At 63.5% G+C, this 26,436-nt stretch carries 28 protein-coding genes and 1 tRNA gene; 14 read left to right on the forward strand and 15 right to left on the reverse strand.

Annotation, left to right across the window (positions count from 1 at the left end; all coding sequences use genetic code 11):
• Nucleotides 1-6 precede the first annotated feature (6 nt).
• From B9C43_RS17860 to B9C43_RS17885, 8 genes are all read right to left on the reverse strand, one after another.
• Nucleotides 7-189, reverse strand: coding sequence for a hypothetical protein (locus tag B9C43_RS17860; protein WP_084427654.1), 183 nt, complete (start codon nt 187-189; stop codon nt 7-9).
• Between the two features lie 89 nt (nt 190-278).
• Nucleotides 279-476: a hypothetical protein gene (locus B9C43_RS55620; protein WP_143446381.1), complete on the reverse strand. Its 198-nt coding sequence runs from the start codon at nt 474-476 to the stop codon at nt 279-281.
• A 116-nt stretch (nt 477-592) separates the two neighbouring features.
• Nucleotides 593-1,099: a hypothetical protein gene (locus B9C43_RS17865; protein WP_084427656.1), complete on the reverse strand. Its 507-nt coding sequence runs from the start codon at nt 1,097-1,099 to the stop codon at nt 593-595.
• A 487-nt stretch (nt 1,100-1,586) separates the two neighbouring features.
• Nucleotides 1,587-2,081 carry a GIY-YIG nuclease family protein gene (locus B9C43_RS57545; RefSeq protein WP_200825560.1) on the reverse strand — a complete coding sequence of 165 codons (495 nt, stop codon included), beginning with the start codon at nt 2,079-2,081 and terminating at the stop codon, nt 1,587-1,589.
• Nucleotides 2,068-2,631 (reverse strand): hypothetical protein, encoded by a 564-nt coding sequence (locus tag B9C43_RS17875; RefSeq protein ID WP_084427658.1) that lies wholly within the window; start codon nt 2,629-2,631, stop codon nt 2,068-2,070. Before B9C43_RS17875 ends, B9C43_RS57545 begins: the two co-directional genes overlap by 14 nt.
• 291 nt (nt 2,632-2,922) lie before the next feature.
• Nucleotides 2,923-3,072 (reverse strand): hypothetical protein, encoded by a 150-nt coding sequence (locus tag B9C43_RS56710; RefSeq protein WP_235038665.1) that lies wholly within the window; start codon nt 3,070-3,072, stop codon nt 2,923-2,925.
• The gene (locus tag B9C43_RS17880) at nt 3,069-3,389 is read right to left on the reverse strand and encodes a hypothetical protein (protein ID WP_084427660.1); all 321 of its coding nucleotides are present in this window, start codon (nt 3,387-3,389) and stop codon (nt 3,069-3,071) included. The genes B9C43_RS56710 and B9C43_RS17880 overlap by 4 nt, the downstream gene beginning before the upstream one ends.
• 118 nt (nt 3,390-3,507) lie before the next feature.
• Nucleotides 3,508-3,915, reverse strand: coding sequence for a hypothetical protein (locus B9C43_RS17885; RefSeq protein ID WP_084427662.1), 408 nt, complete (start codon nt 3,913-3,915; stop codon nt 3,508-3,510).
• 976 nt (nt 3,916-4,891) lie between these two features.
• Between B9C43_RS17885 and B9C43_RS17890 the strand changes: the two genes are divergently transcribed.
• From B9C43_RS17890 to B9C43_RS17900, 3 genes are all read left to right on the forward strand, one after another.
• Nucleotides 4,892-5,662, forward strand: coding sequence for a GntR family transcriptional regulator (locus B9C43_RS17890; RefSeq protein WP_200825561.1), 771 nt, complete (start codon nt 4,892-4,894; stop codon nt 5,660-5,662).
• Nucleotides 5,659-6,222: a GNAT family N-acetyltransferase gene (locus B9C43_RS17895; RefSeq protein WP_084427666.1), complete on the forward strand. Its 564-nt coding sequence runs from the start codon at nt 5,659-5,661 to the stop codon at nt 6,220-6,222. The genes B9C43_RS17890 and B9C43_RS17895 overlap by 4 nt, the downstream gene beginning before the upstream one ends.
• Nucleotides 6,223-6,677: 455 nt before the next feature.
• Nucleotides 6,678-7,016: a hypothetical protein gene (locus tag B9C43_RS17900; protein WP_084427668.1), complete on the forward strand. Its 339-nt coding sequence runs from the start codon at nt 6,678-6,680 to the stop codon at nt 7,014-7,016.
• A gap of 180 nt (nt 7,017-7,196) precedes the next feature.
• On the opposite strand, the gene B9C43_RS17905 is transcribed toward B9C43_RS17900, so the two are convergent.
• Nucleotides 7,197-7,904, reverse strand: a complete 708-nt coding sequence (locus B9C43_RS17905) for a hypothetical protein (protein ID WP_143446382.1) — start codon at nt 7,902-7,904, stop codon at nt 7,197-7,199.
• 2,171 nt (nt 7,905-10,075) lie between these two features.
• On the opposite strand from B9C43_RS17905, the gene B9C43_RS17910 reads away from it, so the two are divergent.
• From B9C43_RS17910 to B9C43_RS17915, 4 genes are all read left to right on the forward strand, one after another.
• Nucleotides 10,076-10,501 (forward strand): tetratricopeptide repeat protein, encoded by a 426-nt coding sequence (locus B9C43_RS17910; protein ID WP_084427672.1) that lies wholly within the window; start codon nt 10,076-10,078, stop codon nt 10,499-10,501.
• A gap of 265 nt (nt 10,502-10,766) precedes the next feature.
• The gene (locus tag B9C43_RS56715) at nt 10,767-10,928 is read left to right on the forward strand and encodes a hypothetical protein (protein WP_160096553.1); all 162 of its coding nucleotides are present in this window, start codon (nt 10,767-10,769) and stop codon (nt 10,926-10,928) included.
• Nucleotides 10,929-12,050: 1,122 nt separating this feature from the next.
• The gene (locus B9C43_RS60105; protein WP_407657103.1) at nt 12,051-12,233 is read left to right on the forward strand and encodes a DUF6355 family natural product biosynthesis protein; all 183 of its coding nucleotides are present in this window, start codon (nt 12,051-12,053) and stop codon (nt 12,231-12,233) included.
• 268 nt (nt 12,234-12,501) lie between these two features.
• The gene (locus B9C43_RS17915) at nt 12,502-12,816 is read left to right on the forward strand and encodes a hypothetical protein (protein WP_084427674.1); all 315 of its coding nucleotides are present in this window, start codon (nt 12,502-12,504) and stop codon (nt 12,814-12,816) included.
• 2,031 nt (nt 12,817-14,847) lie between these two features.
• Here B9C43_RS17915 and B9C43_RS17925 read toward each other — a convergent pair.
• A complete protein-coding gene (locus B9C43_RS17925) occupies nt 14,848-15,639 on the reverse strand; it encodes a TIGR02391 family protein (RefSeq protein ID WP_160096555.1) in 792 nt (263 codons plus the stop codon).
• Between the two features lie 561 nt (nt 15,640-16,200).
• On the opposite strand from B9C43_RS17925, the gene tcmP reads away from it, so the two are divergent.
• Nucleotides 16,201-17,451, forward strand: a complete 1,251-nt coding sequence (gene tcmP / locus B9C43_RS17930; RefSeq protein ID WP_084427679.1) for a three-Cys-motif partner protein TcmP — start codon at nt 16,201-16,203, stop codon at nt 17,449-17,451.
• On the opposite strand, the gene B9C43_RS17935 is transcribed toward tcmP, so the two are convergent.
• The gene (locus tag B9C43_RS17935; protein ID WP_084427681.1) at nt 17,441-18,187 is read right to left on the reverse strand and encodes a DUF5131 family protein; all 747 of its coding nucleotides are present in this window, start codon (nt 18,185-18,187) and stop codon (nt 17,441-17,443) included. The genes tcmP and B9C43_RS17935 overlap by 11 nt on opposite strands.
• A 65-nt stretch (nt 18,188-18,252) precedes the next feature.
• Here B9C43_RS17935 and B9C43_RS17940 point away from each other — a divergent pair, with 65 nt between their 5' ends.
• On the forward strand, nt 18,253-18,618 hold the full coding sequence (locus B9C43_RS17940; protein ID WP_200825562.1) for a hypothetical protein: 366 nt from the start codon (nt 18,253-18,255) through the stop codon (nt 18,616-18,618).
• A 326-nt stretch (nt 18,619-18,944) separates the two neighbouring features.
• A tRNA-Pro gene (locus B9C43_RS56720) sits at nt 18,945-19,017 on the forward strand.
• A gap of 665 nt (nt 19,018-19,682) precedes the next feature.
• On the opposite strand, the gene B9C43_RS17950 is transcribed toward B9C43_RS56720, so the two are convergent.
• Nucleotides 19,683-22,172, reverse strand: a complete 2,490-nt coding sequence (locus B9C43_RS17950) for a transglycosylase domain-containing protein (RefSeq protein ID WP_084427685.1) — start codon at nt 22,170-22,172, stop codon at nt 19,683-19,685.
• A 198-nt stretch (nt 22,173-22,370) separates the two neighbouring features.
• On the opposite strand from B9C43_RS17950, the gene B9C43_RS17955 reads away from it, so the two are divergent.
• Nucleotides 22,371-22,673: a WhiB family transcriptional regulator gene (locus tag B9C43_RS17955; protein WP_033391300.1), complete on the forward strand. Its 303-nt coding sequence runs from the start codon at nt 22,371-22,373 to the stop codon at nt 22,671-22,673.
• Between the two features lie 3 nt (nt 22,674-22,676).
• On the opposite strand, the gene B9C43_RS17960 is transcribed toward B9C43_RS17955, so the two are convergent.
• The 3 genes from B9C43_RS17960 to B9C43_RS17970 are packed head-to-tail and all read right to left on the reverse strand — an operon-like array spanning nt 22,677 to nt 25,105.
• The gene (locus tag B9C43_RS17960) at nt 22,677-23,807 is read right to left on the reverse strand and encodes an ATPase BagB (RefSeq protein ID WP_084427687.1); all 1,131 of its coding nucleotides are present in this window, start codon (nt 23,805-23,807) and stop codon (nt 22,677-22,679) included.
• Nucleotides 23,804-24,808, reverse strand: a complete 1,005-nt coding sequence (locus tag B9C43_RS17965) for an ATPase BagA (RefSeq protein ID WP_084427689.1) — start codon at nt 24,806-24,808, stop codon at nt 23,804-23,806. The genes B9C43_RS17960 and B9C43_RS17965 overlap by 4 nt, the downstream gene beginning before the upstream one ends.
• 45 nt (nt 24,809-24,853) lie before the next feature.
• Nucleotides 24,854-25,105, reverse strand: a complete 252-nt coding sequence (locus tag B9C43_RS17970; protein WP_033391302.1) for a hypothetical protein — start codon at nt 25,103-25,105, stop codon at nt 24,854-24,856.
• Nucleotides 25,106-25,166: 61 nt separating this feature from the next.
• Here B9C43_RS17970 and B9C43_RS55625 point away from each other — a divergent pair, with 61 nt between their 5' ends.
• From B9C43_RS55625 to B9C43_RS17980, 3 genes are read left to right on the forward strand one after another with little or no spacing between them, the layout of a single operon-like run.
• Nucleotides 25,167-25,322 carry a Sp36 family protein gene (locus B9C43_RS55625; protein ID WP_125728025.1) on the forward strand — a complete coding sequence of 52 codons (156 nt, stop codon included), beginning with the start codon at nt 25,167-25,169 and terminating at the stop codon, nt 25,320-25,322.
• Nucleotides 25,319-25,774, forward strand: coding sequence for a RidA family protein (locus tag B9C43_RS17975; protein WP_084427691.1), 456 nt, complete (start codon nt 25,319-25,321; stop codon nt 25,772-25,774). Before B9C43_RS55625 ends, B9C43_RS17975 begins: the two co-directional genes overlap by 4 nt.
• A gap of 26 nt (nt 25,775-25,800) precedes the next feature.
• Nucleotides 25,801-26,424 (forward strand): hypothetical protein, encoded by a 624-nt coding sequence (locus B9C43_RS17980; RefSeq protein WP_033391304.1) that lies wholly within the window; start codon nt 25,801-25,803, stop codon nt 26,422-26,424.
• Nucleotides 26,425-26,436: the final 12 nt, after the last annotated feature.

The raw sequence follows: 26,436 nt of genomic DNA on the forward strand, positions 1-26,436 counted from the left end.
CAGGCATCACCGCTCGCCACACGTGCAGATCTCGTCGGTCAACTCACCATTCGGGGTGGTCCACACGGGACACGACGCGGCGTGTGGTGTGTCCAGCCCCACCACCGGCCGCGGTGTGGTGAACAGGTCATGCTCCACAGCCCGGGTCGCGGTGGTGGTCTGATCATGCAGGGGTGGGGTGTCTAGCATGGGGATCTCCTGACTGCATCAGGGATGCGGGTGGGAGACCCGGCCCGGCGGGGTCTTCTTGGCCGGAGAGCCGCCGGGCCGGGGCGACGTCACCGGCGGCGGCCGGCCTTGCGCACGCGGCCGTACTCGTCGATGTCTTCCTTCGGCTTGCCACCGGCGAGAGCCACCGCGCACACGGCCGCGAGGACGCCCATCACCACGGCGATCACGTACTCGTTCATGGTGACCGCGGTAGCGGACAGGATCACGAAAGCCAGGAACAGCACTCCCAGAACAAAACCCCTCATGACTCTTCCTCCATCATTCTCGTTGGTGTGCAATACATTTCTTCCCTCCGCGCCGGGCCGGGGCGTGGCGCGGAGACGTGTGTTGTGGTGCCGTGCCAGTCATGCGCGTGAGACGGTCATGGTGTGACACAACCGCGGTGCACGGCGTCCACGATCGTCCGCGCGGTGTTCTCGTGCTTGGCATACGCAGTCGGAAACGCGGACCGTTGGACCTGTTGGGCGGCACGGGCGACGCTCATCTGCTGCCAGCCCGCCACCGCGCGCAGACGCTCGTAGAACTTCCGGGCGCTGTAGGTCGGGGTCATCACCTGCGCCGGGGAACCCCACCCCATACTGGGACGCTGCTGAAACAGGCCCAGCGAGTCACGGTCACCGTAGTTCACGTTGCGCAGCCCAGACTCCTGCATCGCGGTCGCCACCGCGACCACCTGCCCGCGCTCGGGCACATCCATGTCCCGGCCGACCGCGACGATGGTGGCGGCGTTGCCCAGTTGATCCGCCCCGTAACCGGGCACAACCGGCGCGGCGCACTGGGCATTGCCGGTACCGGCGTCCGGGCCGACCAGATACCCGATCAGCGCGACCACGCACAGCGCTCCACCGGCCTTGGTCGCCAGCGACATCGCCCCATCACCACGGCCCGATCAGGGCCGCCACGTGCAGCACCGCCGCGGTCGCGCACATGCACGCCGCGACGATGACCAGCAGCACGACCGTCCTCATGCGCGGGGACATCACGCCGCCAGCGCCATCGGTTGCGGGCCACCGAACACAGGCGTGGGCGGCTGTGCGGTCTGCCCGGGGCAGGTGGACCGCCACGTGCCGCAATGCACCCGAGTCGTCCGGCCGTCACCGAGACGCGCCACCACGGTCAGCAATCCACAACCGCGGGGACACTTCCTGACGGCTTCAGGGTGGGGAAAGTTCATGACAATGTCCTTTCTGGACCTCACGCACCACGCGGGCAGCTGGTCATTGCCGCGGCCGACATCACCGGCCGCGCCGAGACACGCTGCGCGTGGGTAAGTAGACGGAGTGGCAGCGGCGATCAGGAATCGCGATCGCCGAGCTCCACGAGAAACAGGCCCCGTGACTACGGAACAGCGGCGGTTATGCCGCCAGCTCACCGTGCGACGGGGACGTGACACCCGGCAGCGGCGTGCACGGAGCCGACTCGGTCAACGCGGTGATCTCCGCATCGATCCGGTCACGCTCCACAGGATCGGTGGTCTCCCACCACAAATCGGTCAGCGCACGCAACCGGTACGCCGTCGCCCACGCCGCATCCGGTACGGCGCGGCGGTCGCGCTGCGGACGCACACCGCACAACGGGCACCGGCGGGCAGCGCCGCCCATGCGCTTGATCTGCCGTTCCCGCAACCGAGTGCCCTTCCAGGTGCGGGCCAGCGTCCACGTGATGCCCGCTGCCCGAACAACCTGCAGCAGCCGCGCGCCCTGCCCGGTCTGGTGCAGCGCCAGCCGGGACGTGACATCCTTCGCCCACCCGATGTAGTGGCGGGCATGCCGGTAAGGCCGGTCGAAGTGCAACAAATACACCGTGCCCACGTACCGGTCCGGCACCATCACCGGGCTAGTCGAGTCCATCCAGGACACCCGCCACAACCCGGTTGAGCATGGCGCAGATCTCCCAGACAGCGTCCTTCGCCGTCAACGTCTCCGGTGTCGCGGTGTCCCGGTACACCGGTTCGGGCAGATCTCCCAGCGTGATCGGGACACGCACCAGCACCATCGGCAACACCGTCAAGTGCTGAGGATCCTGCGGGTCAAACCAGCGGCGAGGCGACAGCGAATCCCGCTGCCAGCCCCTGGCCTTGTACCGCAACTCCCGCGGCAACGTCAGTGCCCCCTTGGCCCCGATGACCACATCCACCGCCATGTGACCAAACTCGTCCCACATGACCTCAGCCGACTGGACGCGCGGGTTCGACTTGACGTAGGGCGGGGCCATGATCGGCGAGCTCGCCACCCGCCACGCGTTGGCGGCGAACTCCAGGCGGCCGGTCGTCGGCTGCTCGTCAAAGTCGAGGAACTTTCCGCGGTGCCGTGCCAGATAGGCCCCGTAGCGCGAGACACCGTCACTGGCCTGGTCGCGGTCGTAGACATCGTCAGGCCGGAACGGCCGGTCGGTTCTCACCACCACACCACACCCCCATAGCGCTTGAGCGTCACCATGACCGCGAGCACCGCGGCGATGACGATCAGCACCCACAACCCCACCATCGCACCACGTAAACGCTTCCCCATCCTTTTACCTCCCAACGACTTCAGTGCACTTCGAAACAACTGCGGACAACGCACAATTAGCCGCACCACTCAACGGCGTCGCAGGCAGCACGTCGGCCTGTCCCTGAAACCAAAGGTGCGGCCCGGCACACGAGCGCTGTCAGATGACGCCGTGCGCGGACGAAAGAATTCGATCAACGCGTCAGACCGGACCCTGTACAGGCCACCGGGTCGTCTGCACATAGGTGAACCCGTGCTCGGTGAATGGTTTCTCGACAACCCGCTCACGTCCGCCGCCGGGCGTGGTGACCCACGTCCCCAGGTCGGCCCACTCTGCCCGGCCCAACATCACGCCGCCTCCGTCGTCACCGGAGCGTCACGGCGCTCGCCAGATCCACGCGCCTGCCCGGCGGGCGCGCCTCCGTGCTCGAGCGCGCGCTCCGCGATGCGGCGATCACGGCGGGCACGAGCCGAACCGTCCAGCAGCGCGGTGGTGGGTTCCGGGCCCGGCTCCCGCAGCTGCGCCAGTTCCGCCGACAGCCTGGGATTGCTGACCAGGTGGTGAAACTCGGGATCCAACGGCGTCAGCGCGGTGTCCTGCCCGAAGTCGACATCGGCGAGAAAGTCCGCGTTGTACTCGTCAAGCAACACATCATCGTCGGCGTACATCGGCAAGAGCTCCTTCGTCAAAGGTGAACGTCGTTGTGGCCGTTGGTCCCCCGACACCGCCACACCGCACCCCCTCGGGGGACGGTGTGGAGGATCGGCATCCAACGACATGCGGGGCCTAATCCGGGCAGTCCGGTGTCGTCGGGTCGGCCAGAAACACCGTGCTGGGCTCGGCAACGTCCAACACGCGGTCGATCAGCGGACGCCGGTCCCGCCGCTCCGGCGGAATCGGCCGAACCACCAAGCGGGTGCCAATCCGACTGACCAGCTGTTCCGCCCACGCGTCCACGGCCGCGTAGTCGCCGTCGCTGTACTCCGGGCGAGCCGGCACATCCCGCAACACGGGATGCAGCTCCAACAGCCACTCCCGGCACGCCGCGGTCACCAGCAATCCGAAGAACGGGCCCGGTACCGGACTTTGCGTTAGGAACTCCAAGATGTGCTGCTGGTGGCTGCCGTACGTGGGAAACCCGTGCGTGACACCCAAAATCGTCAACAGATCAAACTCCGCGTTCTCCGCGTCCACACGCGACTCCTTACCTGCTACTCGTTGCGGGATCGGACAAAGAGAGACCGTTGGCTCCCGAAACCTCCACACCCAGGCTCAAACTCGTCACGAACAGGCTGTGGAGGATCGGCACTCAACGGCGCCAGCACGGTCTGCGAGAAGCAATCAAGGTGTGTCGCCACGGCTACGGCCGTGCGTGTGGGGTCGCAGATCGAACCAGCGCGAAATGTGCAATGTGCGTTTTCTTGCCCGCTTGCGTTCATAATCGCCCGTTCTTCCAGGGCTACGGGCACCGAAGCTGCGGGTCACCTCGCGGCTTAGCTACAGACTCCGGCCCTAGTTTTTCGCCCAGCTAGGAGGGATTGACGTTGTCAAACAACAACTGCGACACGTCCACGGCGGACAGGCGCACGGGTTGAGACGCGTCGCGGCGGTTTCCCACCGGGACCATGCGCACACAACGAGCCAGGCAATCGACCCACGACCGCACAGGCTGAAGCCGTTGTGCGGAAGGGAAAGGCTTAATCACCTTCAGGACCAACCCGATCGACGTCAGGCGGTATCCCTCCGGTTTGGACAGACCTGACGCACACGGCAAACGCTATGTCCGCTGTACGATCTGCCCCCGTTGTCAGCCCCTATACCTAGTCGCTGAATCCAGGAACGTATGCAGTTCTCAAACAACACAGGCGCAGCCGTCATCGAAAGCCGTTAAGAGACAAGGGAATTCGAGATCCAGCGGCCTGGAAGATGCCCGGGGATATCAGGGCCGGGCACCCGGCCGGAACGCTGAAGCCCATCAAGCAGACAAGGAGTTGAACCACCTCCTCGCTTTGACCGATCTGCCCAACTCGCCACTCGCAAGGTCTGGTCTAACTAGATTGTCTAGTCAATATGAACGATACGCAGATCGTGGCACTCGTCACTGCGGGGTGTCAACCCCTTTGAGCAGATTGACTAGACAATGGGTCGCGGCCGGGAGAGACTCGTCGGCATGGCGTCAGCAAGAGCGATGTATCACCAGCTAGCGGACACATACCGGGCCAAGATCGTGACCGAGGAGCTCAAGCCAGGAGACCGTCTTCCGACCGAACAGGAGCTCGGCGAGGAGTTCAACATCACTCGGGGGACCGTGCGCGACGGACTGAAGGTGCTGGTCAACGAAGGGTTGATCGTGCCAGCTCGACCCCGGGGCTACTTCGTGCGACCACACGAGCTGTCCTACGTCCGCCCACAAGCTGAGTGGCGAAAGCAGCCTGCAAGTCCGGAGATGGACCGATGGATGGAAGACCAGACTGTCCTCGGTCGAACCCCATCGCAGCACATCAGCGTCGAAATCATCCCGCCGCCAGCCAAAGTCGCGGAGCGACTAGGACTAAACGAGGGCGACCTGGTCGTCGCTCGGCGGCGCATCCGCTACATCGATGACGAACCGTTCAACCTGAATGATTCTTTCTATTCGTACGACCTGATCAAGGGGTCAGAAATCCTCAACCCAACTGACATCCCCCGTGGCACAAATCAGGCACTGGCAGACCTCGGATACGAACAGGTGCGCGCTATCGATGAAGTCGAGGCGCGAATGCCATTGCCCGACGAAGTGAACCGTCTACAGCTTGGTCCCGGTAACCCCGTTCTCGTACATCGGGTCACAGGATTCACCATCGACGACAAGCCGGTCCGCTGTACCGTCAACGTCCTGATCGGGTCGAAGCATGTGATGCTGTTCGAGCGCTCAAAAGCCGTCGGAGGCTCAGTGTCGTGACAAAGCCTTACTACATGTCGCGCGCCAAGCCAGGCGAACTGGACGAAGTCATGGCGCTCATCAATCAGCGCATCGAGTGGCTACAGGAGCAAAACAGCGACCAATGGAATACTGGGCGCCCTTTTAGAACAAGGATGGAGAACTTTATCGACCGCGGTGAAACATGGGTACTCCGAGATGGTGAGACGCTGATAGGAACCGTCACCGTTCGAACCGAGGGCGACCCGGACTTTTGGACACCTCGCGAACTTGCAGAGAAAGCCCTATATATCGAGAAGATGGCAACAAGCATTACTCGACAAGGGGAAGGCCTTGGCGGGTTGCTGCTTTCCTGGACGCAGAATCACGCGTCAAAGATCGGCGCCAAGATTGTTCGATGGGACGTTTGGCGGACCAATAAGCGATTGCAGGACTACTACATGACCGTAGGTGCGCGACATATACGCACCGAGGACGTGACAAACCGTTGGTCCGGTGCACTTTTCGAACTTGACGCGATGAACATCCCCGAGCTGGCAAACGAGATTGTTACACAAGGCACCGGCGAGGCGATCCTGTGAGCGTAACCACCATTGACAGTAGCGAGGGCGTGCCTGCACATCTTGTCATGTGCGATTGCTCTTACCACAACCACGACCACTTGACCGACTGCCCCAATCAGGTTCGGGTGACCGGTGGAAGCCCAGAGCAAGCACGTGAATTCGCAGTGAATCAACACGGTTGGTGGCGCGGAGAATGGGACCCATGCAAGCTTTTGTGCCCGACCTGTATACCGCCCAACGCCCCACCGCCATACATCCGACCTCGCGCGACTCTGGAGTGATTGCCGCGCGCATTCGCTCGGCACGCCACTGCTCACGCAACCGTTGGGCGTCGTCGTTCACGTCTTCCATCCGCTCACTGTGCCGCGCTCAGGCACGGGGACGTGACGTCTGGCGAATTGAGTGCGACCGCAGCTCCCCCGCGCGGGTATCGCAGCTTGCGAGCCCAATCCCAACAAACCATGATCGAACGCATGTTCGACTACGAGCGGCGGGGTGTGGCCAACCACATCCACCGAGCATCGGAGCGGTTGCGCGAGCGGGCGCGCCGTGCGACCCCGGGAGTTTGGCGTGCGGTTCCGACGGATGGCGGTGGCGCCCGGATCATCGGCCGGGACGGGGAGGAAGTGGCCGTGGCCACCGGCGCATGGGCGAGCGGCACAGCGCTCTACCTGGCCACCGTCGACCCTCACACCTCCTACATCATCGCCGAACTGATGTGGCGATGCGAAGCGCCGATACGACGCGGTGAGCTGCCCAGCCCCATCGCCGCTCAACTCCGAACACTCGCGGCCGCGATCCTGGCCGAGTAGTCATCCCCGGGACGCCGCTCAGTACGCCGAGCGGCGTCCGGGGAACGATCGCGACACGGAGCCGCCGTCAGGCGCGCCTTGTCACGCAACGTGGTGGCGTACTGCTTTCCGGGCGCGATGTGCAGCTCAATGACCCCCGGCCGGACGTCGGAGGCGGATTTGCCACTGAGGTCAAGGGGCTTACAGGAACACCCGGCGCCATTCCAGCTCACCCGCACCACCGCAGCGCGGACACGTCGCGTCGACCGAGAACGCCGGACGCGCCGTGGATTCTGCGGTGTCTGGTTCGCACCGTGGACAGACATGCACGCCTATCCAGCAACTGCCGTCACCCGCAGACCGCTGATAGACGGTGATGCGGACGGTGTCGCTGTGCCCTACGGGCGGGAAGGTCGGGCTCGTTGACCGCAGCGGGGCGAGCGCAGTGGCCAGTTGGTCAATCACGCCTGCGTACGCGGTGCGGGTCGTCGGCGTCATCGTGGTGGCGGCGTAGCCGCGATCACCGATCTCCACGGCGTCCAGGCCGAGCTGCTGGGCGATGACCGCATACCGAACGGTGTGCGTCCGGCCATCCTGAGCGACGTCCTTGCCCTTGATGGTGGCGGCAGCGATGCCGTGCGCGGCGTCATGCAACAAGGCGGTGAACACCGCCTCGGCGCCATCCCGCAGATGCTCGGTGCCGATCGTGATGTCCGGCGTTCGGCCGTCGTCGGCGGCTGTGCGCCAAGTCGCCGCGCCACACGGTGCCTGCGGGCTGGTAACGCTCAGGCGCACCGCCGCGTCCGGCACGGCCGAGTGCTGGTGTTGAATCGCGCGCCACGCGGCAGCCAGAACCGCATCCACGCGTTCGTTCACGGCATCCACGCCGGAATCGTTGTCGTCAGGCATGAGCACCATTCTCACCAGCCAGTTCCGGTTCAACACGTCACGTCCCCCACAACCGCCAGCCGCCGCCTCTCTTCGCCTATCCGGTTCTGAGCGGATTCGGTGTCCGCTCAGGGGCGCTCTCACACCCCGTCAGGCAAACCGACCCCTCAGCTGTGTAAAACAGGATTAAGGGGTCGGCTTGTGCTGTCCAGCCGCGGGCAGGGATCTGAGGTATCTGTCGAGCGTGTGCCGAAATTCTAGCCGTCCAGGTCTCCTTGCTTTTCTGGCTAAGACTGATCATCCACGTGTTACGGGGAGGGATCGAAGAACCTGAACCAGCAGGTGAGGCCTCCCCTGGCCCTGTTGCGCCCTTGCGTCGGCATGTTTGCGCGGACGACGTCGGGTAGTCCTCTCCCTCTACTCGGGCAGACAGCGAGGACCAACGAGCGTAGCGCGGTTAAGCCAGTTCGTAGATCCTTCTCGCGCGAAACATTTCGTGGATGATCCAGAGAAAGGCGGCCACGAGAGCCACGAGAGCAAAGGCGGATTGGGTCGGCCCAGCAGTCAAGACCAGGTTGACAATGACGGAAGCGAGCAAAGGGAAGTGCGCCCCCACAACAGAGCAGAAAATTTATGAGACCTTGCTCTAGGCTGGCACTGAACCAACTGGCGCGCTGAAGCCAAGCATAGACAGCACGAGGAATCGCGGCAGCGGCAACTGTGAACGCAGTCAGCATGACTCCGGTGAACACTGGAATCGGTCGCTGGAGCGCTAGCAGAACACCAGTACCGCTGATGTTGCTTATCCATGCGAGTGCACCTGCTGCCACGGTCACGACGACTAGGACAGTTCCTATGATCTGAGCCGGCCGAGGCAGGAACGGGAACAGTACCGCTGGAAGTCACAGGATCACAGGTCCACGGGCCCTACCTGCGGCGGACGCGTCAGCGGAGGGGCTCATTGGATCTCCGTTCCACAAAAAGTGATCGGTCCAATACGAAAAGTACTGGCACGCTCGCGAGTGGCACGTCCGCCAACCGTGTGACACCACAAACAGGAGACGACGCTAGGTAGCCCTCCCCTACCGAGTCGGCCATCTCAGGGCGTGATCGCTGGGGATCGCCCCGTTTCCTTCCAGGCGAGCATGACGGCCGCCAGAGCGACTACGCACGTTGGCTGTCAATCATCCTGTCACTTACGTTTGCCCTGGTCAGTAGCCCTAGAGTGACAGAGTTACAGGTGTGACAGTGACAGCTCCGCCTTGATGTAACCGCACGGCCAGGCGGCCGTCCTCAGTAACGATGTACGCGCGTGTCGATATGTCCAGGCATGAGCTTCTGGCTGAACTCGCTGACTCCAACAGTAGTTGTTGCAGCCTGTGCGCTTCTGTTCGCCGTGGGGTCCTTTTGGTGGCTCAACGCGCGCCGCGGGAAGTTGCGATCGTTTGAACCATATTCGTTCGCAGCGTTTAACCAGCCCGAGTTGGTTCTCCTGCGGATTCCCTTGGTGTTGCACAACACTGGCGCCGCCCCACTAGTGGTGCAAAATCTGCGGCTCCGGATTCCGGGAGCGGGCCTAACACTCCCCCTCCCGTGGAGATCTTCACGGACCCGGGTTGACCCCCGGCAAGGGGAGGAAACTCAGTTACCAGCAGTCTTCGCTATCCCTGGCCGAACCGCCGAGGTTCGCCTTATCGAATTTGGAGCGCCTCTCCCTGGCTTCGTTCTTGCGACTCGTGAGTACCGCGCTGTGATCGATGTCAAGCTAGGCCATCGAAAACAGTGGAGCACTCTTGTTGCGTTCGCACTGCGAGCCGAAAATGTCACCGCTAAGGATAGCTATATCGCCTACAGCAACGCTCCACATGACGTGTCCAAAGAGGGGTTGGCCAACGCACAAGCCAAGTTGGAGGACGCGCTGAAAAGGCAGTCCCAGTCTCCACCGGAAACTATCCCCTAGCGAACACCAACCACACCCCCTACGACTCAGTCACTTCCTCGAAGACGCCCACACACGCCACCTACTACGCACAGTCGGACCCATCTACCAATTCCGACACGCAACCCTCCACGACCGATTCGCACGCACCGGAGAAACGGTCGACCCGGAAACGGCCGGGGACGCCTTGGGCTGCCTACACCGGCTCAGCCTGATCACCCTGGACACCACCCAACCCCAACGTGCAATCCGCGTGCACGCCGCCCTGGTCCAACGCGTCACCCGCGATGCCACCCCCACCAACCTGGCAAAGCGGTTGGCGTGGACCGCAGGCAATGCGCTAATGGAGGTCTGGCCTGAAATTGAACGCGACACCGATCTGGCCGTCGCGCTACGTGCCAACACCACGGCACTGCACGCCACCACCGACTCACATCTGTGGAACTCCGCTCCCGACCTCGGCGGCCACCCAGTGCTGTTCCATGCGGGAAGGAGCCTTGGCCATGCCGGGCAGCTTGCCCAGGCAATCGCCTACTTCGAACATCTGCACACCACCGCAGCCCGGTACCTCGGCTCTGAGCACCCCGATCTCCTCGCCACCCGCGGCAACCTCGCCTACTGGCGTAGCAAGGCGGGTGGCACCGCCAGCTCCATCAACGACGCGAGTACGGCGACCTGATCACCTTTGCACCGTGGACATCTGCCTCCGTGCAGATCGCGTCAACGTACGTCCCGAGAGCGTGGCCCGCGCTTGGCACCCCGTCTGCACTAGACCAATCCACATCTTGTTGACTGGTAAAAGTGGATTCGACCGGTAGCTTTTGCGGTAGCTGCAAGTCCGCTATGCAGTAGGTAATTGGATGTAACCAGTGAGACGGGCTGGTACGTGGGTGCAGGTCAGAGCCGTTCTAGTGAGATGTGCCGGGACGCGAGAGACGTTCCCGGTGCCGTTCGATGTGGAGAACATGCAGGCGGCGCAGCCGATTCTGGATTTCGGCAAGCTGGTGGACCTCGACGACCTTGCCGACGCCGGTCAGTGGGAAGCGTTCTTCCAGGGCTACGAACAGCAGGCGGCGCCTGTATGGCCGTGGCCGAAAACATGCTGAGTGGGGACGTGACGTCCAACTGCGGGCTCCCCCGCGCGGGTGGCGCGACTTGCGAGTGCCAAGCCCAACGATTGACGATCGAACGCATGTTCGAACACGAACGGCGTAGTGCGGCCAGGGACGTCCACGAAGCATCGGAACGGTTGCGCGAGCGGGCACGTCAAGCCACACCAGGGATTTGGCGCGCCGTTCCAGTGAACGGCGGCGGCGCTCGCGTTATCGGCCGGGATGGCGAGGAAGTAGCCGTCATTCGGCGCCGCGGCGGTCGAGTTCCATGTCGGCACCCAGGTAATGGGCGGCGGTATCGCACAACCGCTGGAATGATCAATGGCTTCAGGACCAATCCACTCTTGCCGACGCTCCGCCCAGCCCTGTAGAGGACCGCGTGCCCGACGGAGTCCCAGAGATATCCGGCGCCGACCGCGCGCCAAGCGAGTCGGTTGGCACGTAGCACCTGACTCAGGGCAGTGTCTCGCTCGATCTCGGGCTAGATTGCTGTGTGACTCGTTCTGGTCATTGACACGAGCTCGCCGGTCCTGGTCCTTCCTGTGGATAAGCCGCAGATGTAGAGTAATTACTCCGTCACGAAGGGTAGTGCAACGGGGGCAAAGTTTGAGAGGAACCAGGCCAATCAACAGAAATGCGTGATCATCTCTCTGGTCAAGCATGGACAATGAGCTTGTCAAACCTTGCGGGAAGATTTCTGTGCGGTCACCGCGTCCCCAGGGCCTGAACTTCCTGTTTCGTCCACTGATCAGGAGGCGTTTGGGAAATCATTCACTATGGCTGCTGCAATTCTCTGGGATTGCTATTTCCGCCGTTCGTTCCGTCTCCGGGAGCTGGCGGCATGCTCCGCCTCTAAAATTCTCACAAACTTCCGGGTCGCGTGAACTATTTCCACTGTTCGCCCCGTAGGGTCGATGTAATGCTCCATATCGCCAACAAGAGAAAGATATTGTCATGACAGTCCAACGAGTGCGTGCGACCGCTGTCGCGCTGGCTCTTACTGGCGCATTCATAGTCGGAGGAGTCGCTTCTCCGGTCGCGTACGCTGAGCCGAATGTTGCGATATCTACGGAGACGGCTACCCACCGAGGAACAATCACAACCGATCCAAAGTTGATGGTGTGCGGCTTCTGGGAGTCGGGCTTTTACGCCTACTACACCCACTGCGGCCCCGGGTGGGTACAGATCCGCATCGTCAATCGCCACGGTGAAACGTGGACGAGGTGTGTAAGTCCTGGCACTACGGAACTCGGGAGCAGTTGGAATATTACGAGGGCCTGGTACGAACGCGGGTGCTGAGTAAGCCGGTCAGCCGCGTCCATCGCTCTTCGTAACCGGAGAGGTGCCTGATAGGCATGGCGTCGTAAACAGACGGTGATCGGGATCCATGACGTTCGCTGCATTAACGTCCAGCCAGGATCCCGGTCTCGGCTTTCTCCAGCGTGTACGGAGGGGATTCGGCCCCAGCTCCGTCATTCTCAGCCATGGTCTTGTCAGGCGATCCAGTCGGTTCTAAGTGGCAACCTCATGGAAGCGTCGTGTACCGAGTCGACGAACTTGGGGCACAGTGGGAGTTGCGACGACGACCATCGTGGCGCTGGCGCCCCCGAGTTCGGCCGACGTGGCCATCCCGGGGCGGGCGTGGGATGGCCACGATTACGCCTCCTCCGACGGCAGGTGGGTGGAGGTCTGCGACATGGAGGATGACGCCAACCGCGTCTACGGCGAGTCCGAAACCACCACCGGCACCCACAGGGTGTTTGACGGCAACGGGCATGCGGGCGGGTGCGGGAACGCGATCTTCAACCGCGTCAGGGAGTTCCGCGTGTGCGAGGAAATAGACTTCTGGCCGGATTCGTGCTCGGGCTGGGTGGGTCCCTGATCGAATCAAGGAGCGACGTGGCCGTTCGGCCGTGGTCACAGACCACGCTGCATGCCAGTACGCCGTCGTGTAGGCGTGGTTCGACGGGGACACCCACACGGTCGTCGATTTCAATCGAAGCTATCTCCCATTCCTATGGTAGGGCGAGAGGCGGAGGTCCGCGCTCTGCTAGCGCAGTGGCGCCGTCGTCGGAGGCGCGCGCCATCACACGAAGCTGGCAAGGTTCCGCGAGCGCGCTGGGCTCATGCGGCTTTCATCCTTTCCTCCCTGTCAGCCGATCGACACAGATCGGGTGGATGTTCGCCGGAAGACCGGAAGAAAGGAAGGGAACCAATGCGACGGCTCACCCGCACTCTCCTGACTGCGGTTACGCTGCTCAGCGTCGGATCCCCAGCCTCAGCCGAGGCACCGGCCGTACTGCGGGTGACCTGCAGCACTACAAAGACCGACACGACAGTGCGATCGATCTGCACGAACCACGGGGACCAGCCGGTCGAGCTGCAACTGGTCGTGCGCTGCTCCGTTCCGCCGGATTACTTCGGCCCGTGGATTCCGGTGCCACCACAGGGCACCGCCGAGCTAGCAGGCCGCTGTGTTCACGGCAAGATTCTCACAATCTGGCTCCGCGAAAGAACCTGCGGTGATGTTCTAACCATGGACCGCCCACAGGCGAACACGCCCGTGGAACCCCCGTAGCGCGGTCCCAACTGCGCCCGGCGAAATGTCGGGCAACAGGGGACAACGTGGTGGTAGACCTGGATCTGTGCGAATTCCGCCTCCGCACAGGCTGCATCGCCAGGCCATGTGTCCACCGTGGCTTCGGCGGGTGGTCCGTGACGGAGAAGACGAAATCGGTCTTGCGGCTGGGTGATGAGGACGCCTGCAGAACCAGTACGCCGTGTCACGACTCGCCTAAACGCCTCGCGCATTGCCACACCGAGATACGCCGCGGCAGCTGGCCCGACAAGAACCTCGCCGGCGGTCGTGGCCGCCCAAGCACCCAGGTGAGCGTCCCCGTCCGCGAAGTAAAAGCCCTCGACATAGACCCGATCGCTACTGACGCGAAACCATGATCTTGCTCCGTCACCGACCAGCAGGAAGCCAGTGAACTGGCCCCTTATGTCGGTTGCTGGCGACATATAACTTGGCTTCAAGGGCTGTCAATCTTCATAGATTTGGTTATTGCAGCATTTTCGCTGCTTTCGTCTGGCACGACGAGTGGAAGTCAATGCGTACTGAGATCGCATCCGGCCTGCTCCTTGAGAGGAGAACCCCAAACATGGCCACAAAAACGTGTGTTACACGGTTGGCGATACCGTTCCTAACGGCTTGTATGCTTCTGTTGACCCCGGTCGTCGCATCAGCGGCACCTGCACCTGCACCATCGGACACTCCCACAACGCGGGCCGCGCGAGCCTCCGACCCGCTCGCTGATTTCATCTGCCTTGGGGCCGTGCGCCTAACGAGGTGCCACCCGTATGGTTATTTCACGGCACGTACTACCACCGTCCAAGTCGCCATCAACAACCACGCCAGTGGTGGGGAGTCGTGCATAGTCAGGAACACCCGGACCGGTGGATTCATCCCTCCCAGGGTATTCATCAACCCGGGCGATGGCAGCTTTAAGAACCTTGCCCGCTTGCAGGCAGGGACAGTATTCGACATCTGGTGTCAGCGTCGCAACTTCGCGGGCGACGCCGGCATCGGGGGCATAGTCAGATACTAAGAGCCTGCCTGTTCCTGAACCTGATCCCGGATTAATTGATCTTGCTCGGCGTGTCTGCGCTGCTCATGGAGGAACTCCTGGTAGTTCGGTCGGTTGCTGAAGCCACCGTCCTACCAGGAGTTCCGTTGTTATCCGCGACACCTGTTGGGGAGAAATCTGGGAGAAGAACTCCCGACAGACTTACTTGGACGCCTCTGGTAAACCAACACAGACCACCGGATCTCACCTGGCCTTTTACCTGGCGATCGAGGTCAGGGACGGTAGTAGACCTGGTTGTGGTCCAGGAAGTCGCGGGTTCGAGTCCGTCACTCGCCCGCCGGGCGCTCGGCGGGAGTCGAATGCGTCGCACGTCCCCCTGCTGTGCCGTCAGCGGTGGTCATGACCGTACAGCTGTCCAACAGGCGGGCCAACGCGCTTAGTGCCGCCATCTGTTCAAAGGCTATCTGTTCGTCCAGTTCACCAGCATCATGCGCAGCCAGATGGGCGGACGGGTTGCGGATCGCCCAGACGCATCCCAACGCCATTTGCAGAGTTCCGCGTTGCAAGCTCTGCACTGTCTGATCGGCAGGATCTCCAGGAACCCGAAGTTTCAGCTTACCAGGAACCGGGTCCCGTTCGTTCAAGCATTCCTGAAGCAGTCTGTCATCGCTTATGTCTCGTCGGCCTACCTTTGCCTGCAAATGAGCATTAATCGATGTCCATGCGGTAAGTAGTGCCTGCCGAAACTGTCCGATCTCCCACAAAGGCCGAGCCGGTTCCCACACCCAACGATGAAACTCGCTTGCTGACAAGGAAGGCGCATCAGGCGCCAGAGCCTGGGCCAGTTCGCGGCGATCGTCCAGGTAGCCCATGGCTTTCTCAAGCACAGCGCGCCACTGCCAAGGAGTGTTAGCGGCCTCCCACGACAACGAGCCATCACCCGGGTCGAGAGTTTTCAAGATAGCTACCGCAACAGGTTGGCTCCGATGGAATTCATCCCACTCCCTCTCGGTCCCACCGAAGCTCCCACGCCCGTCGTCAATCCCATCAACTGCTTTTCTCAAGCGCATCAGGCGCTCTCGGCACCAGGCAACGTCCACCTTGATGACCTTAGTCAACCAGGCGCTGAGTGAACCAGGTTGAGATGTCACGTCCCCTTGGCAGTGATACCCCGGTTCCCAATGCGTTCCCACTAAAGGCGTGAAGGGAAGAACCCAGCAGGGAAGAGGTGCTGACTGCCATGCTGTGCCGAATACGTGCTGACACGACAAGGCGGGACGCGAGCACCTGCAGCAACGCATCCTCGCCCTCATCGCCGAAGCTGAACACCGCTCTGTCCCAGCCCGTGGAGAGCAGGCGTAACAGGCGATTGGTCAACCATTGCGTGGGTAGCCGGTACTCGGGCCGATGTGCTGCCTTCCGCGGAACCGCACCGGTCAAGGCCCCTGGATTTCAACCCCGAGACCCAGGGGGCCACTCACTGCGTACGAGCCATGGTGAGCGGACGCGTCACTGCTCGCCTTGCTACCACAGACCGGTCCTGCTCCACGTAAGCGGCGAAGAGGCCCTGCGCCCTATGCTGCGGCCAAGTCACCCATGCAGGCGACGACGCCTCCCTGCACTTCTGTCAGTCTGATTGAGCATTGCTGTCCGGAACCGAAGCGGGAGCCGCAGGCGACATGACGGCACATGACGACTTCTTCCAGAAAAAGCAGGCCGCCGCCGTGCTCAAACACGGAATTCTCACTCGATACCCGCCAGTGTTCGCCACGATGACCGGGTCCACCAGCACTGGCGGCCGTGTCGTTTACCTGGACGGTTACGCCGGCCCTGGTCGCTACGAGCCAGAGCCGGGCGAAGCCATCGGCGCGCCCGGCTCTCCGTTGCTAGCCGTACAGAATGCAAGCACCGTCGCGAAGTGGTCGCGAGACCTGCATTGCATCTTCATCGAACGCGACGCCACGTATGCGAACAACCTCCGCCAAGTGTTGTCAATGGAGGCACCAGCGACACTGAAATACGAGGTAATGCAAGGTGACGTCGAACACCGCCTCGACGACGCGCTCAGCCTTACAGGCGATTCACCCCTGCTCGCCTTTTTGGATCCGTTCGGCACCGCGCTCCCGTATCAACAAATGGTCAAGCGGCTCATGAATCGCGGCGACCTCAAGACCGAGGTGCTGCTGAACTTGAACCTTGAAATGGTCTGGCGAATCGGCGGATTTCTGTCCGGTGAAGAAACCGATGACGAACGCACAACTTCCGGCCGATCAGCAACACTTGAGCGAGTTGACAACTTCCTCGGCGGCCGGTGGTGGCGCGACAGCTTTCGGCAAGCTCGGGCCTCCGGGTTTCGTGGGTCCGCAGCCGCGGCGGCGCGGAAAGTCGCATCCGAATTCTGCCAGAGAGTTGAAAAAACAACGGGGTTTCGATCCTTTGCCGTACCCATCAGTCGGCGACCCGGTCACACGCCACTATTTCTGATGATTCTGTTCTACCGCCATCCAGCTGCGCCTTACCAATTCAATGATGCAGCCTCCGGGGCGAACGGCGATTGGCGGTCACACTTCCGACAGGTCGATCTGGCGGAAGAACTTGCCAAGCAACAAACGCAGCCTGACCTGTTTGGCAGCGACTTCGTAGTCGAGGTTTCCGAGAAGGATGCAAGGACGGTCGAGCAACAGCTTGAAACGGCATGGACCGACGTAGTGACAGCCAATATTCGGCAACTAATTGCCCGGCAGCCGACAGTATCTGTCCAAAGTCAATTCGACCAAATATACGGCACGACTCTTGGGCTGGCACGTGAAAAGCACCTGCGCCGCGCCTGGGACCGGCTAGCTGACGAGAAGGTCGTTCAGCCACGTAACAAGGCGGAGAAGCTGCGCAAACTCACAATCATTCGGGCCGGACACGTCGTCATGCTGTAGCCGCTATCGGCATCTCATTCCAAATCCGGCCGTCAAGTTCACGCCCTCCCGACTTGGGCGTGCGTCCACCCCACTGCTTATGGAAGAACGGCACTCGCGCATCCTGGCATGCGTCCCGGATGTCCCGCACCCAGGCAGGATCCACAGGCCGTGCGTCTGGCCCGGACTCACCGCCCGTGATCACCCATCCAATGCCGTTCAACTCAAGGCCCGTCAGCGGGCCAAGCAGTGGTTCGCACGACAAGAAGCGCACCGCGGCCGGGACCGCACGGAGCTCATCGACGCGGCCAAGCTGGGAGGAACTTTCGACGCTGACGCCCATCCACAGGTTGGCCGGCCAGTCGAGTTGGTCAGCCAACTTCCGTAGGCGAGTGGCTCTTTTTGTGAGTACTTGATACGTGTGCTGCGGTGTGTCGGCGATCACCTCGAACACCCGCCGGACGAAGCTCACCGGAACCTTGGCATGGAAGAGATCGCTCATGGAGTTGACGAAGACGACGCGTGGATTACGCCAGCGGTACGGCTGCTTAAGCGTGGCTTCGTGCAGGGAAACGCCGAAGCCAGGACCCGAGGTCCGAGGATCACCGTCAGTCTGATACTTCTCAGCGCCCATCGCTTTAAGCCGCTTGGCCAATGCCAACGCGTAGCAGTTGTCGCAGCCAGCCGAGACGCGGTCGCAACCAGTCGTCGGATTCCACGTCGCCTCAGTCCACTCAATCGCGGATCGGTCACTCATAGTCCACCTCTCGCCACGTTACATCTTACGGGATATCCGTAATGGGTAAGCCGTACCATTGATGTGTGTCGGAAGATCGTTTGACCAGGCTCCGGGAACTCTCCCGGGCTGCGTTTGGTCAGCGCTACCGGCTCGAACTGATGCTCGCGGTCGCTGACTCAAGCGACGGGATCGTCTGCCTGACCGACCTCGCACGAGCCCTGGACGTGACGGTCAGCAACCTGCAGCAGCCGCTAATGGCCCTAGTAGCGGTCGGCCTGCTGACGCCTTTGCCGCGTAATGATTCGCGACGCCGGTTCTACCTACGTAATCCGAGCTCAGCGTGGCAGTGGGCCGCAGAGCTCTATGCTTCGTGTGAAGACTCCGCAGGCAGCGAGAGCGAACGTGACCGTGCACGTGCGTTGTCAGACCCCGCTGACTCGGACGGATGATCGTGACGTATGGGGCGGGTACCACGACCCGGCGCAACATCAGAAACGCCGCACGAGCTGCCGCACCTGGCTAGCAGCATCCGATGACCACCGAGTGCGTGTTCACGGTCCGCTTCTGTGCAAGCCGTCGGAGCTTGAATCACCGCGCTCCTTGGGACGGGCCAGCTGCCGCTCTTGTCGTTCATCTCGGAGAGGTCGCCGACCCGCACCGACTCACGAGGCCCACTCATGGGAGAAATCCGGGAGAAGACTCTCCGATCCACCTGCCCAGACACCTCCGCAAACCAACGCTGACCGACGCCTCTGACCTGGGCGTTTGCGTAAACGTCGAGGTCGACGACAACAGTGGACTTTGTTCGGGACGAAGAGGTCGTGGGTTCGAATCCCGCCACCCCGACGCAGGTTAGGGCCTGTCCACGGCAGTGTGGACAGGCCCTAATTTCGTTCTGTGTGAACTAAGTGAGTGACTAAGCCTTCGGACCGTCTCAGACGATCGCGTCCGCGTACGTCGAGGAGTACGGAGCGCCGATGTTCCGGTAGTACCTGTGCAGGTCCCTCATCGCCTTGCGCTCTTGTCGCCAGTCGCCAGCTACCGCTCGCAACTCAAGCAGGTACGGGATCGCCCCTTGCAGGGCCTCTCGCTACGAGTCATCGGCACACATGGCCGCACCATCCATTCCGGGGAAAACCCGGCCAGACAAGCCGGTCTTCATATTGTCCCTTACGCCGAATTCTTGTAATTCTCGTCGGAGTCCTGAGGACGAGCTACCGCGAAAAGGCTGTCCGCCCCATCCTCGGCCACTGGCCTGATCTGGGGACAGTAGACAGCCTCGCTTACCGATGTTCCGCAGTGCCGCACCAGGCACCAGGTCTGCTCAACCGACATGCCGTCATCCGACAGGAGCGACACGAAGCTGTGCCGCAGTTCGCGTGGCGTCCGTTCTTCAGTCCGCATTAGCGATTCTGCGGAATCTTGACGAACGTTCGCCGCAGGCTTTGCTGCTCGAAGCCCGTTCCATACATAGAGGCCCGCAGGCACATAGCCTGCGGGCTTCTTTGTTCCGTTATCCGCCGCCGGGGTCGCCGCCCCCGCCTCCGCCGCCCCCACCGGGATCGCCGCCGCCGGGATCGCCCCCGCCTCCGCCGCCTTCACCACCGCTGGGTGGTGCGCCGCCTGACGAAGGCGGCGGGTTGGTTGTGGTGTCGTGTTGCACCGGTGCGACGCCTGTGGACACGTAGATCGTGATCGTGCCGCCGGGCAGCTTGGTGCCTCGAGGCGTTTGGCCGACAACGGTTCCACGTTTCCTGCTGTCGTCCCGTTGCACCACGCTGACCTGGTAACCCGCGCCCTGCAGGATGTTCGTCGCTTCCTGCTCGGTCTTGCCGACCACGTCAGGCACCCTGATCTCCGGGCCACCGTCGACGTACCTCTGGTCGACCGGTGGCAGTGGGAGCTCAGGTTCGTTGCCGTGCAACGGTTTCATCGCCGCGAACCAGGTTTGTGCCGGCACCTTGCCGCCGTAGATGTTTCCGGTGTTCGAGAACGATGGCGGATCCGTGTCGCGGATCGGCCTCGGGCGAGGACCGTCGTTGAAGGTTTGCACTGCTCCCGCGTACTGCGGGGTCGCGCCGACGAAGCCTGCCGACTTGAATTCCTGGGTCGTGCCGGTCTTGCCCATCATCGGGCGGGTCCAGCCCGCGCGGCGTCCGGCGTTGTACGCGGTTCCGCCGGGCTCGCGGTCCTTGCTCAGGCCCGTCACCAGGGTGTTGGCCAGTGGCTCGGCCACGGCCTGCTCGCAAGGCGCCTCTTTGCCTTTCATGTCGACCGGGTTGCCGTTGCGGTCGATGATCTCGACGATCGGCGACGGCGGGCACCACACGCCGCCGCTCATCAGCGTCGCGGCCACGTTCGCCAGCTCAAGCGGGCTCAACGGGCTCGGGCCGAGCGTCAGCGCGGCGTTGCCCGGGTAGCCCGGCTTGCTCTTGAAGTGCTGCGCCTGGGTCTCCTCGCCCGGCTTGGCCGGCTTGCCGTTCATGTTCGACGCCATGGTGTCGCGCATGCCGAGGCGGGTCAGCATGTCCACGACCGGGTCGGTGCTGCCGAGCATCTCCTCCAGCTTCACGAAGCCGGTGTTCGGCGACATCGCCAGCGCCTGCTGCAGCGTCATCCGGTCGGGGTAGTGGTCGCCGGAGTTGCTCAAGCAGTACCAGGAGGTGTCCCGGCCGTCGCGCGGGTTCTCCGTGCGCGGGCAGTTCTTCGGGTTGCCGCCGATGAACAGGCGGGACGTGTAGGAGTTCGGCGTGTCGATGACGCTGTTGATGCCGAGGCCCTTTTCCAGCGCCGCGGCCGCGGTGAAGATCTTGTAGATCGAGCCGGTGCCGAACTTGTTCTCGATGCCGTACGGCTGCGGGTACGTCGTCTGGCCCTTCGCGGCGTCCGTGCCGTAGTCCCGGTTGGACACCAGCGCGAGCACCTGGTGTTTCTCCTTGCCCGGCTTGACGATGGCCATCACGTTCGCGATGCCCTCTGTCGTCTTCGGCACCTCGTCCATCGTGGCCTTCTTGGCCAGCGAGGTGGCGTTCAGGTCGAGGCTCGTCTTGATCGTGTAGCCGCCGATGGCCAGCTGGTCCTGGGTGAAGCCCAGCTTCTCCAGGTACTCCACCACGTACTGGCAGAAGAACCCCGCCTCCGGACCGGCACCGGTGCAGTTCTTCGCCGGCTTGACCGGCTCCTCGGCCACGCCGAGCGGGCTGGCCTTCGCGGCATCGCCGTCTGCCCTGGTCAGCCTGCCCGTCTCGATCATCGTGTCGATCACGACGTTGCGTCGTTCCAGCGCCTTCGGGGCGAACCGCCACGGGTTGAACAACGACGGGTTCTGGACCATCCCGGCGAGCATCGCGGCCTGCGGCACGGTCAGCTTGTCCGGCGTGGTGTTGAAGTACGTCTGCGCGGCCGCGCCGATGCCGTAGATCGAGTTGGAGAACTCGACCACGTTCAGGTAGCCGGTGATGATGGCTTCCTTCGACATCTTCTGCTCGAGCTGCAAGGCGATCCGCGCCTCGCGCAGCTTTCGCGCGATGGTGGGTTCCTGAGCCTTTTGCTGCTCGCTCTTGTTGTTCCGGTACACCACATTGATCAGATAGTTCTTCACGTATTGCTGCGTGAGTGTGGAACCACCTTGCTGGTTGCCACCGCTCGTGCTCAGAGCGGCACGCGTTGTGCCTTTCCAGTCCACGCCGTGGTGTTCGTAGAACCGCCGATCCTCGATGGAGATCAACGCTTCCTTCATGATCGGCGAGATCTGCTCGGCCGCCACCGGGATGCGGTACTGGTCGTACAGCGTGGCGATCCGCTGGCCGTTCGACGCGACCATGGAAGTGATCAAGGCAGGCGGCACTTCGACCATTTCCGCCTGTGCGCTGTCGATGGTGTCACTGGCCCTGTTCGACGCCACGCCGAGTGCCCCGACCACCGGAAACATGATTCCGGCTACCAGGACGCCCGCCAGCAGGCACAGGCTGAGCATCTTGAACACGCCGTTGGTGAAACGCACGAAGGCCAGGGTACCGAGTGACCCGTTAGAGTCGCTGGCTACGCTACGTCAATCGCATTGACATCAGAGCGCCCTGTGTGCGAAGTAGTCAACGAAGGGGTGGAACCGGGGGCGTTCGAACGTCGTCAATCTTGTCACGACAGGCAGCTGGAGCCGGGGGGCTTCGGGCAATGGACACGACGGTAGGAGCTGGGGGAGATGTATTCGCAACCCAAACCGCAGGACTGGCGCGTCAACGCGGCTTGCCGCGGTGACGATCCAGACGAGCTCTTTGTACGCGGGGCGGAACAACGCAAGGCCAAACTGGTATGCGTGGCATGCCCGGTGCGCACCGAGTGCCTCGCCGAGGCGCTCGACAACAGAATCGAGTTCGGCGTCTGGGGCGGGATGACCGAACGCGAGCGCCGTGCGCTGTTGCGCCGCAGGCCGGACGTCACATCGTGGCGCGACCTGCTGGACAACGCACGCCGCGAGCAATCGGAGGACGCTCGCGTCGGATGAAGTTCAGCCCGAGCTGAGCTGCTCACCGATCTGCCGCAGGCCCGCCAGGTCATGCACGTCCGACGGCATGGCGGGCACGCGGGTGACAGGCACACCCTGATGCGCCCGGGTGAACCGGGCGACCAGGCGTGCTTCCCGGTCCGCGACGGACACGCGGTCGGCGTGCAGCCTTAGCACCGCCGCTGCCAGCGGCGAGTCGCCACGACGCTCCAGCGCCTCGGCGGCCGCCAAGGCCTTCGGGCCGGGCAGGCCGGCCAGCACCGGATGGGTGCGGTTGACCACGAGCCCGGCCAGCGGCATCGACTCACCTGCCAGTCGTTCCACGAAGTAGCTGGCCTCACGCAACGCGTCCGGCTCGGGCGCCGCGACGACCAGGAACGCCGTCCCGCCCGACCTGAGCAGCTCGTACGTGCGGGTCGAGCGTTCCCGGAACCCGCCGAACATGCTGTCGAAGGCCTGCACGAACGCGGACGCGTCCGCCAGCAGTTGCCCGCCGACGATCGTCGACACGGCCTTCGCGAACAGCGAGAACCCGGCGCCGACGATCTTGCGCAGCCCCCAGCCACCTGCCTTCGCCGGACCTGCCAGCAGCTTGATCATCCGGCCGTCCAGCGCGGTCGACAGGCGCTGCGGCGCGTCGAGGAAGTCCAGTGCCGAACGGCTCGGCGGCGTGTCGACGATGATCAGGTCCCACTCGCCGTCCGCGGCCAGCTGCCCGAGCTTCTCCATCGCCATGTACTCCTGCGTGCCGGAGAACGAGCTGGAGATGGTCCGGTAGAACGGGTTGGCCAGCACTTCCTTGGCCTTTTCCGGCCCGGCGTGCGCGTGCACCATGTCGTCGAACGTGCGGCGCATGTCCAGCATCATCGCGGACAGTTCACCGGCGGGCTCGAACCCGTCGACCTCGACCTTGCGCGGTTGATTGCCCAGCTCAGGAAGGCCAAGCGCCTGCGCGAGCCGTCGCGCGGGGTCGATCGTCAGCACGACGGTCTTGCGGCCGCGCTCAGCGGCCCGCACCGCGAGGGCGGCGGCGGTGGTGGTCTTGCCGACGCCGCCGGAGCCGCAGCAGACGATCACCTTGGTGGACGCGTCGTCGATCAGCTCGTCGACCTTCAGTGCTGGGGTGGTGGTCACCTGACCCCCTGTTCGACCATGATCTCGGCCATTTCGTACAGCGCGGCCACGTCGACTCCGTCGGTCATCTCCGGCAGCTCCAAGGCGGGCAGGTCGCTCTCGGCGAGCTCCTCGCGCGAAGCGCTCTCGGCCTGCACGCGGATGGCGTGTTCGACCGTTTCAGCCACCAGGCCGTCCAGCACATCCGGGGCCAGGTCGATCCCGGCAGCCTCAAGGCCGGTACGGATGCGCGACCCGTCAACACGACCTCCGGCCGCGGACGTGACCGATCGGGCCGGCAGGCGCGGCGGGCGGACCCGGTTGAGGATCACCGCACCCGGCCGCAGATCGGCGCCGTCCAGCTCGCCGACGGCTTCCATCGTCTCCCGGACCGGCATCTCCTCGAGCAGCGTGACCAGGTGCACCGCGGTGTCGTCGGAGTGCAGCAACCGGACGACGCCCTCACTCTGGCCTTTGATCGGGCCGACTTTCGCCAGATCGGCCATGGCCCTTGTGACGTCGAGGAATTTCACGATACGGCCGGTCGGCGGGGCGTCGAGGACAACCGCGTCGTACACGTGCCGCCCGTTGTCGCCGGTACGCCCGACTGTCTCCTTGATCTTGCCGGTGAGCAGCACGTCACGCAGGCCAGGAGCCAGCGTGGTGGCGAAGTCGATCGCGCCCATCCGGCGCAGCGTCCGCCCGGCGATGCCCAGGTTGTAGAACATCGACAGGTAGTCCAGCAGCGCGGCCTCGGCGTCCACGTGCAGGGCACGGACCTCGCCGCCACCCGGTGCGGCCGCGATGCGCTGCTCCTCGTACGGCAGCGGCTGGGTGTCGAAGAGCTGCGCGATGCCCTGGCGGCCCTCGACTTCGGCGAGCAGAACTCGTTTCCCGCCGGTCGCCAGCGCGATCGCCAGCGCCGCGGCCACGGTGGTCTTGCCGGTCCCGCCCTTGCCGGTCACCACGTGCAGCCTTGCTCTGGCTACGTGATCGGTCCAACCAACGACAGGGGTGGTCACAAGTTCAGCGTAAATGTCGGATTAACCCTGTGCTGCCGACAAGCATCAGCTCGTGAGCAAGAGCACTGTGTTGACGACTCCGACGGCCGCGACGATCACCCACACCACCGGACCCGGCAGGACCGTCAGGGACAACACGCAGAGCAACACCACGATGGTCAACGAGATCGCACCGGCGAGCGCGACACTCGAGTTGGTCGCGCCTTTGCGGTCACGCGTCTGTGCCATGGCCAGCAGCACAAGGATCACGCCGCCGATGGCGATCAGTATGCCCGCGATGACTCGCCACGTCTCCACACGCTGACGCTACCCGGACGTCCGGGCGGTCACGTAACGGACACGGGATAGTCTCCGGCTCATGACCAAGTGGGAGTACGCGACCGTTCCGCTGCTGACGCACGCCACCAAGCAGATCCTCGACCAGTGGGGCGAGGACGGCTGGGAACTCGTCACCGTGCAGCCGGGACCGACCGGTGAGCAGCTCGTCGCCTTCCTGAAGCGGCCTAAGGCATGAGTTGGTCGGCGAAGCTCTCTGAGCTGGGCATTCAGCTGCCCACGGTCGCGGCGCCGGTCGCCGCGTACGTGCCCGCCGTGAAGTCGGGATCGCACGTGTACGTCTCCGGTCAGCTGCCCTTCATCGAGGGCGCGCTCGCCGCTACTGGCAAGGTCGGCGGCGAGATCAGCCCGGAGGAGGGCAAGGCACACGCCCGTACGTGCGCGCTGAATGCACTCGCCGCCGTGCACAGCCTCGTCGGGATCGACGCGGTGGTACGCGTGGTCAAGGTGGGCGGTTTCGTCGCCGCCGCCGAAGGGTTCACGGCGATCCCCGCCGTGATCAACGGCGCCTCGGAGCTGTTCGGCGAGGTGTTCGAGGATGCGGGCAGGCACGCCCGCGCCGCGGTCGGTGTCGCTGAGCTGCCGCTCGGTGCGCCGGTCGAGGTCGAAGTGATCTTCGAGGTGGGTTGAGCCCGCCGGTGGGAGGAGAAGCTCCAATGGACAGCTACGCCGAGTCGGACTGCCACGAGCTGCTGCTGCGGCTGGCCGGTCGACTGCCTGACCGTCAGCTCTGGCGCTTCCGTGACTGGCTCGCCGCGGGTGCGGTGACCGCACTCGCGCGCACGTTGCCGCTCACTCTGTTGCGAGAACGTGTCGGACTCACAGCCGAAGAGTCTCGCCTGCTCACGAACGCATTGCGGCCGGCTGGAGCAGATCCGGAGCGGCTGAATGCGCTTCCATGGGTAGACGAAATCGCCGAAGTCGACTACACCTTCACGTCGGAGTCGCCCGAATGGGTGAGCATGGGTGACTCCGCGGGCGTAGTCCTCGGGGCGATTGTTCGGGACCGCACCGATATCGGTGAGGTTCGCGGAACGTGGCGGCTGCCACGAACGGGTGGTGGTCAGGCCACGCGGGTCGTCTTGGTGACCGCGACCACGCAGTGCGCGAAGCTCTCAGGCGAGCTGCAGCGCGTACTGCGAGCGCTCGGTGAACACGAACCGAGCGTCGAGGTGATCCCGAGGGGCATCCTGCTTCCTCGGTATCACCAGGCGGCACTGGCTGCGTCGGTGCCGTTGGCCATGGGTGCGGCAGAAGGGGGCCATCTGGTCCCGAGCTGACGCGCCCGCTCG

The organism is Kibdelosporangium aridum (genome assembly GCF_900176515.1).
GTDB lineage: Bacteria > Actinomycetota > Actinomycetes > Mycobacteriales > Pseudonocardiaceae > Kibdelosporangium > Kibdelosporangium aridum.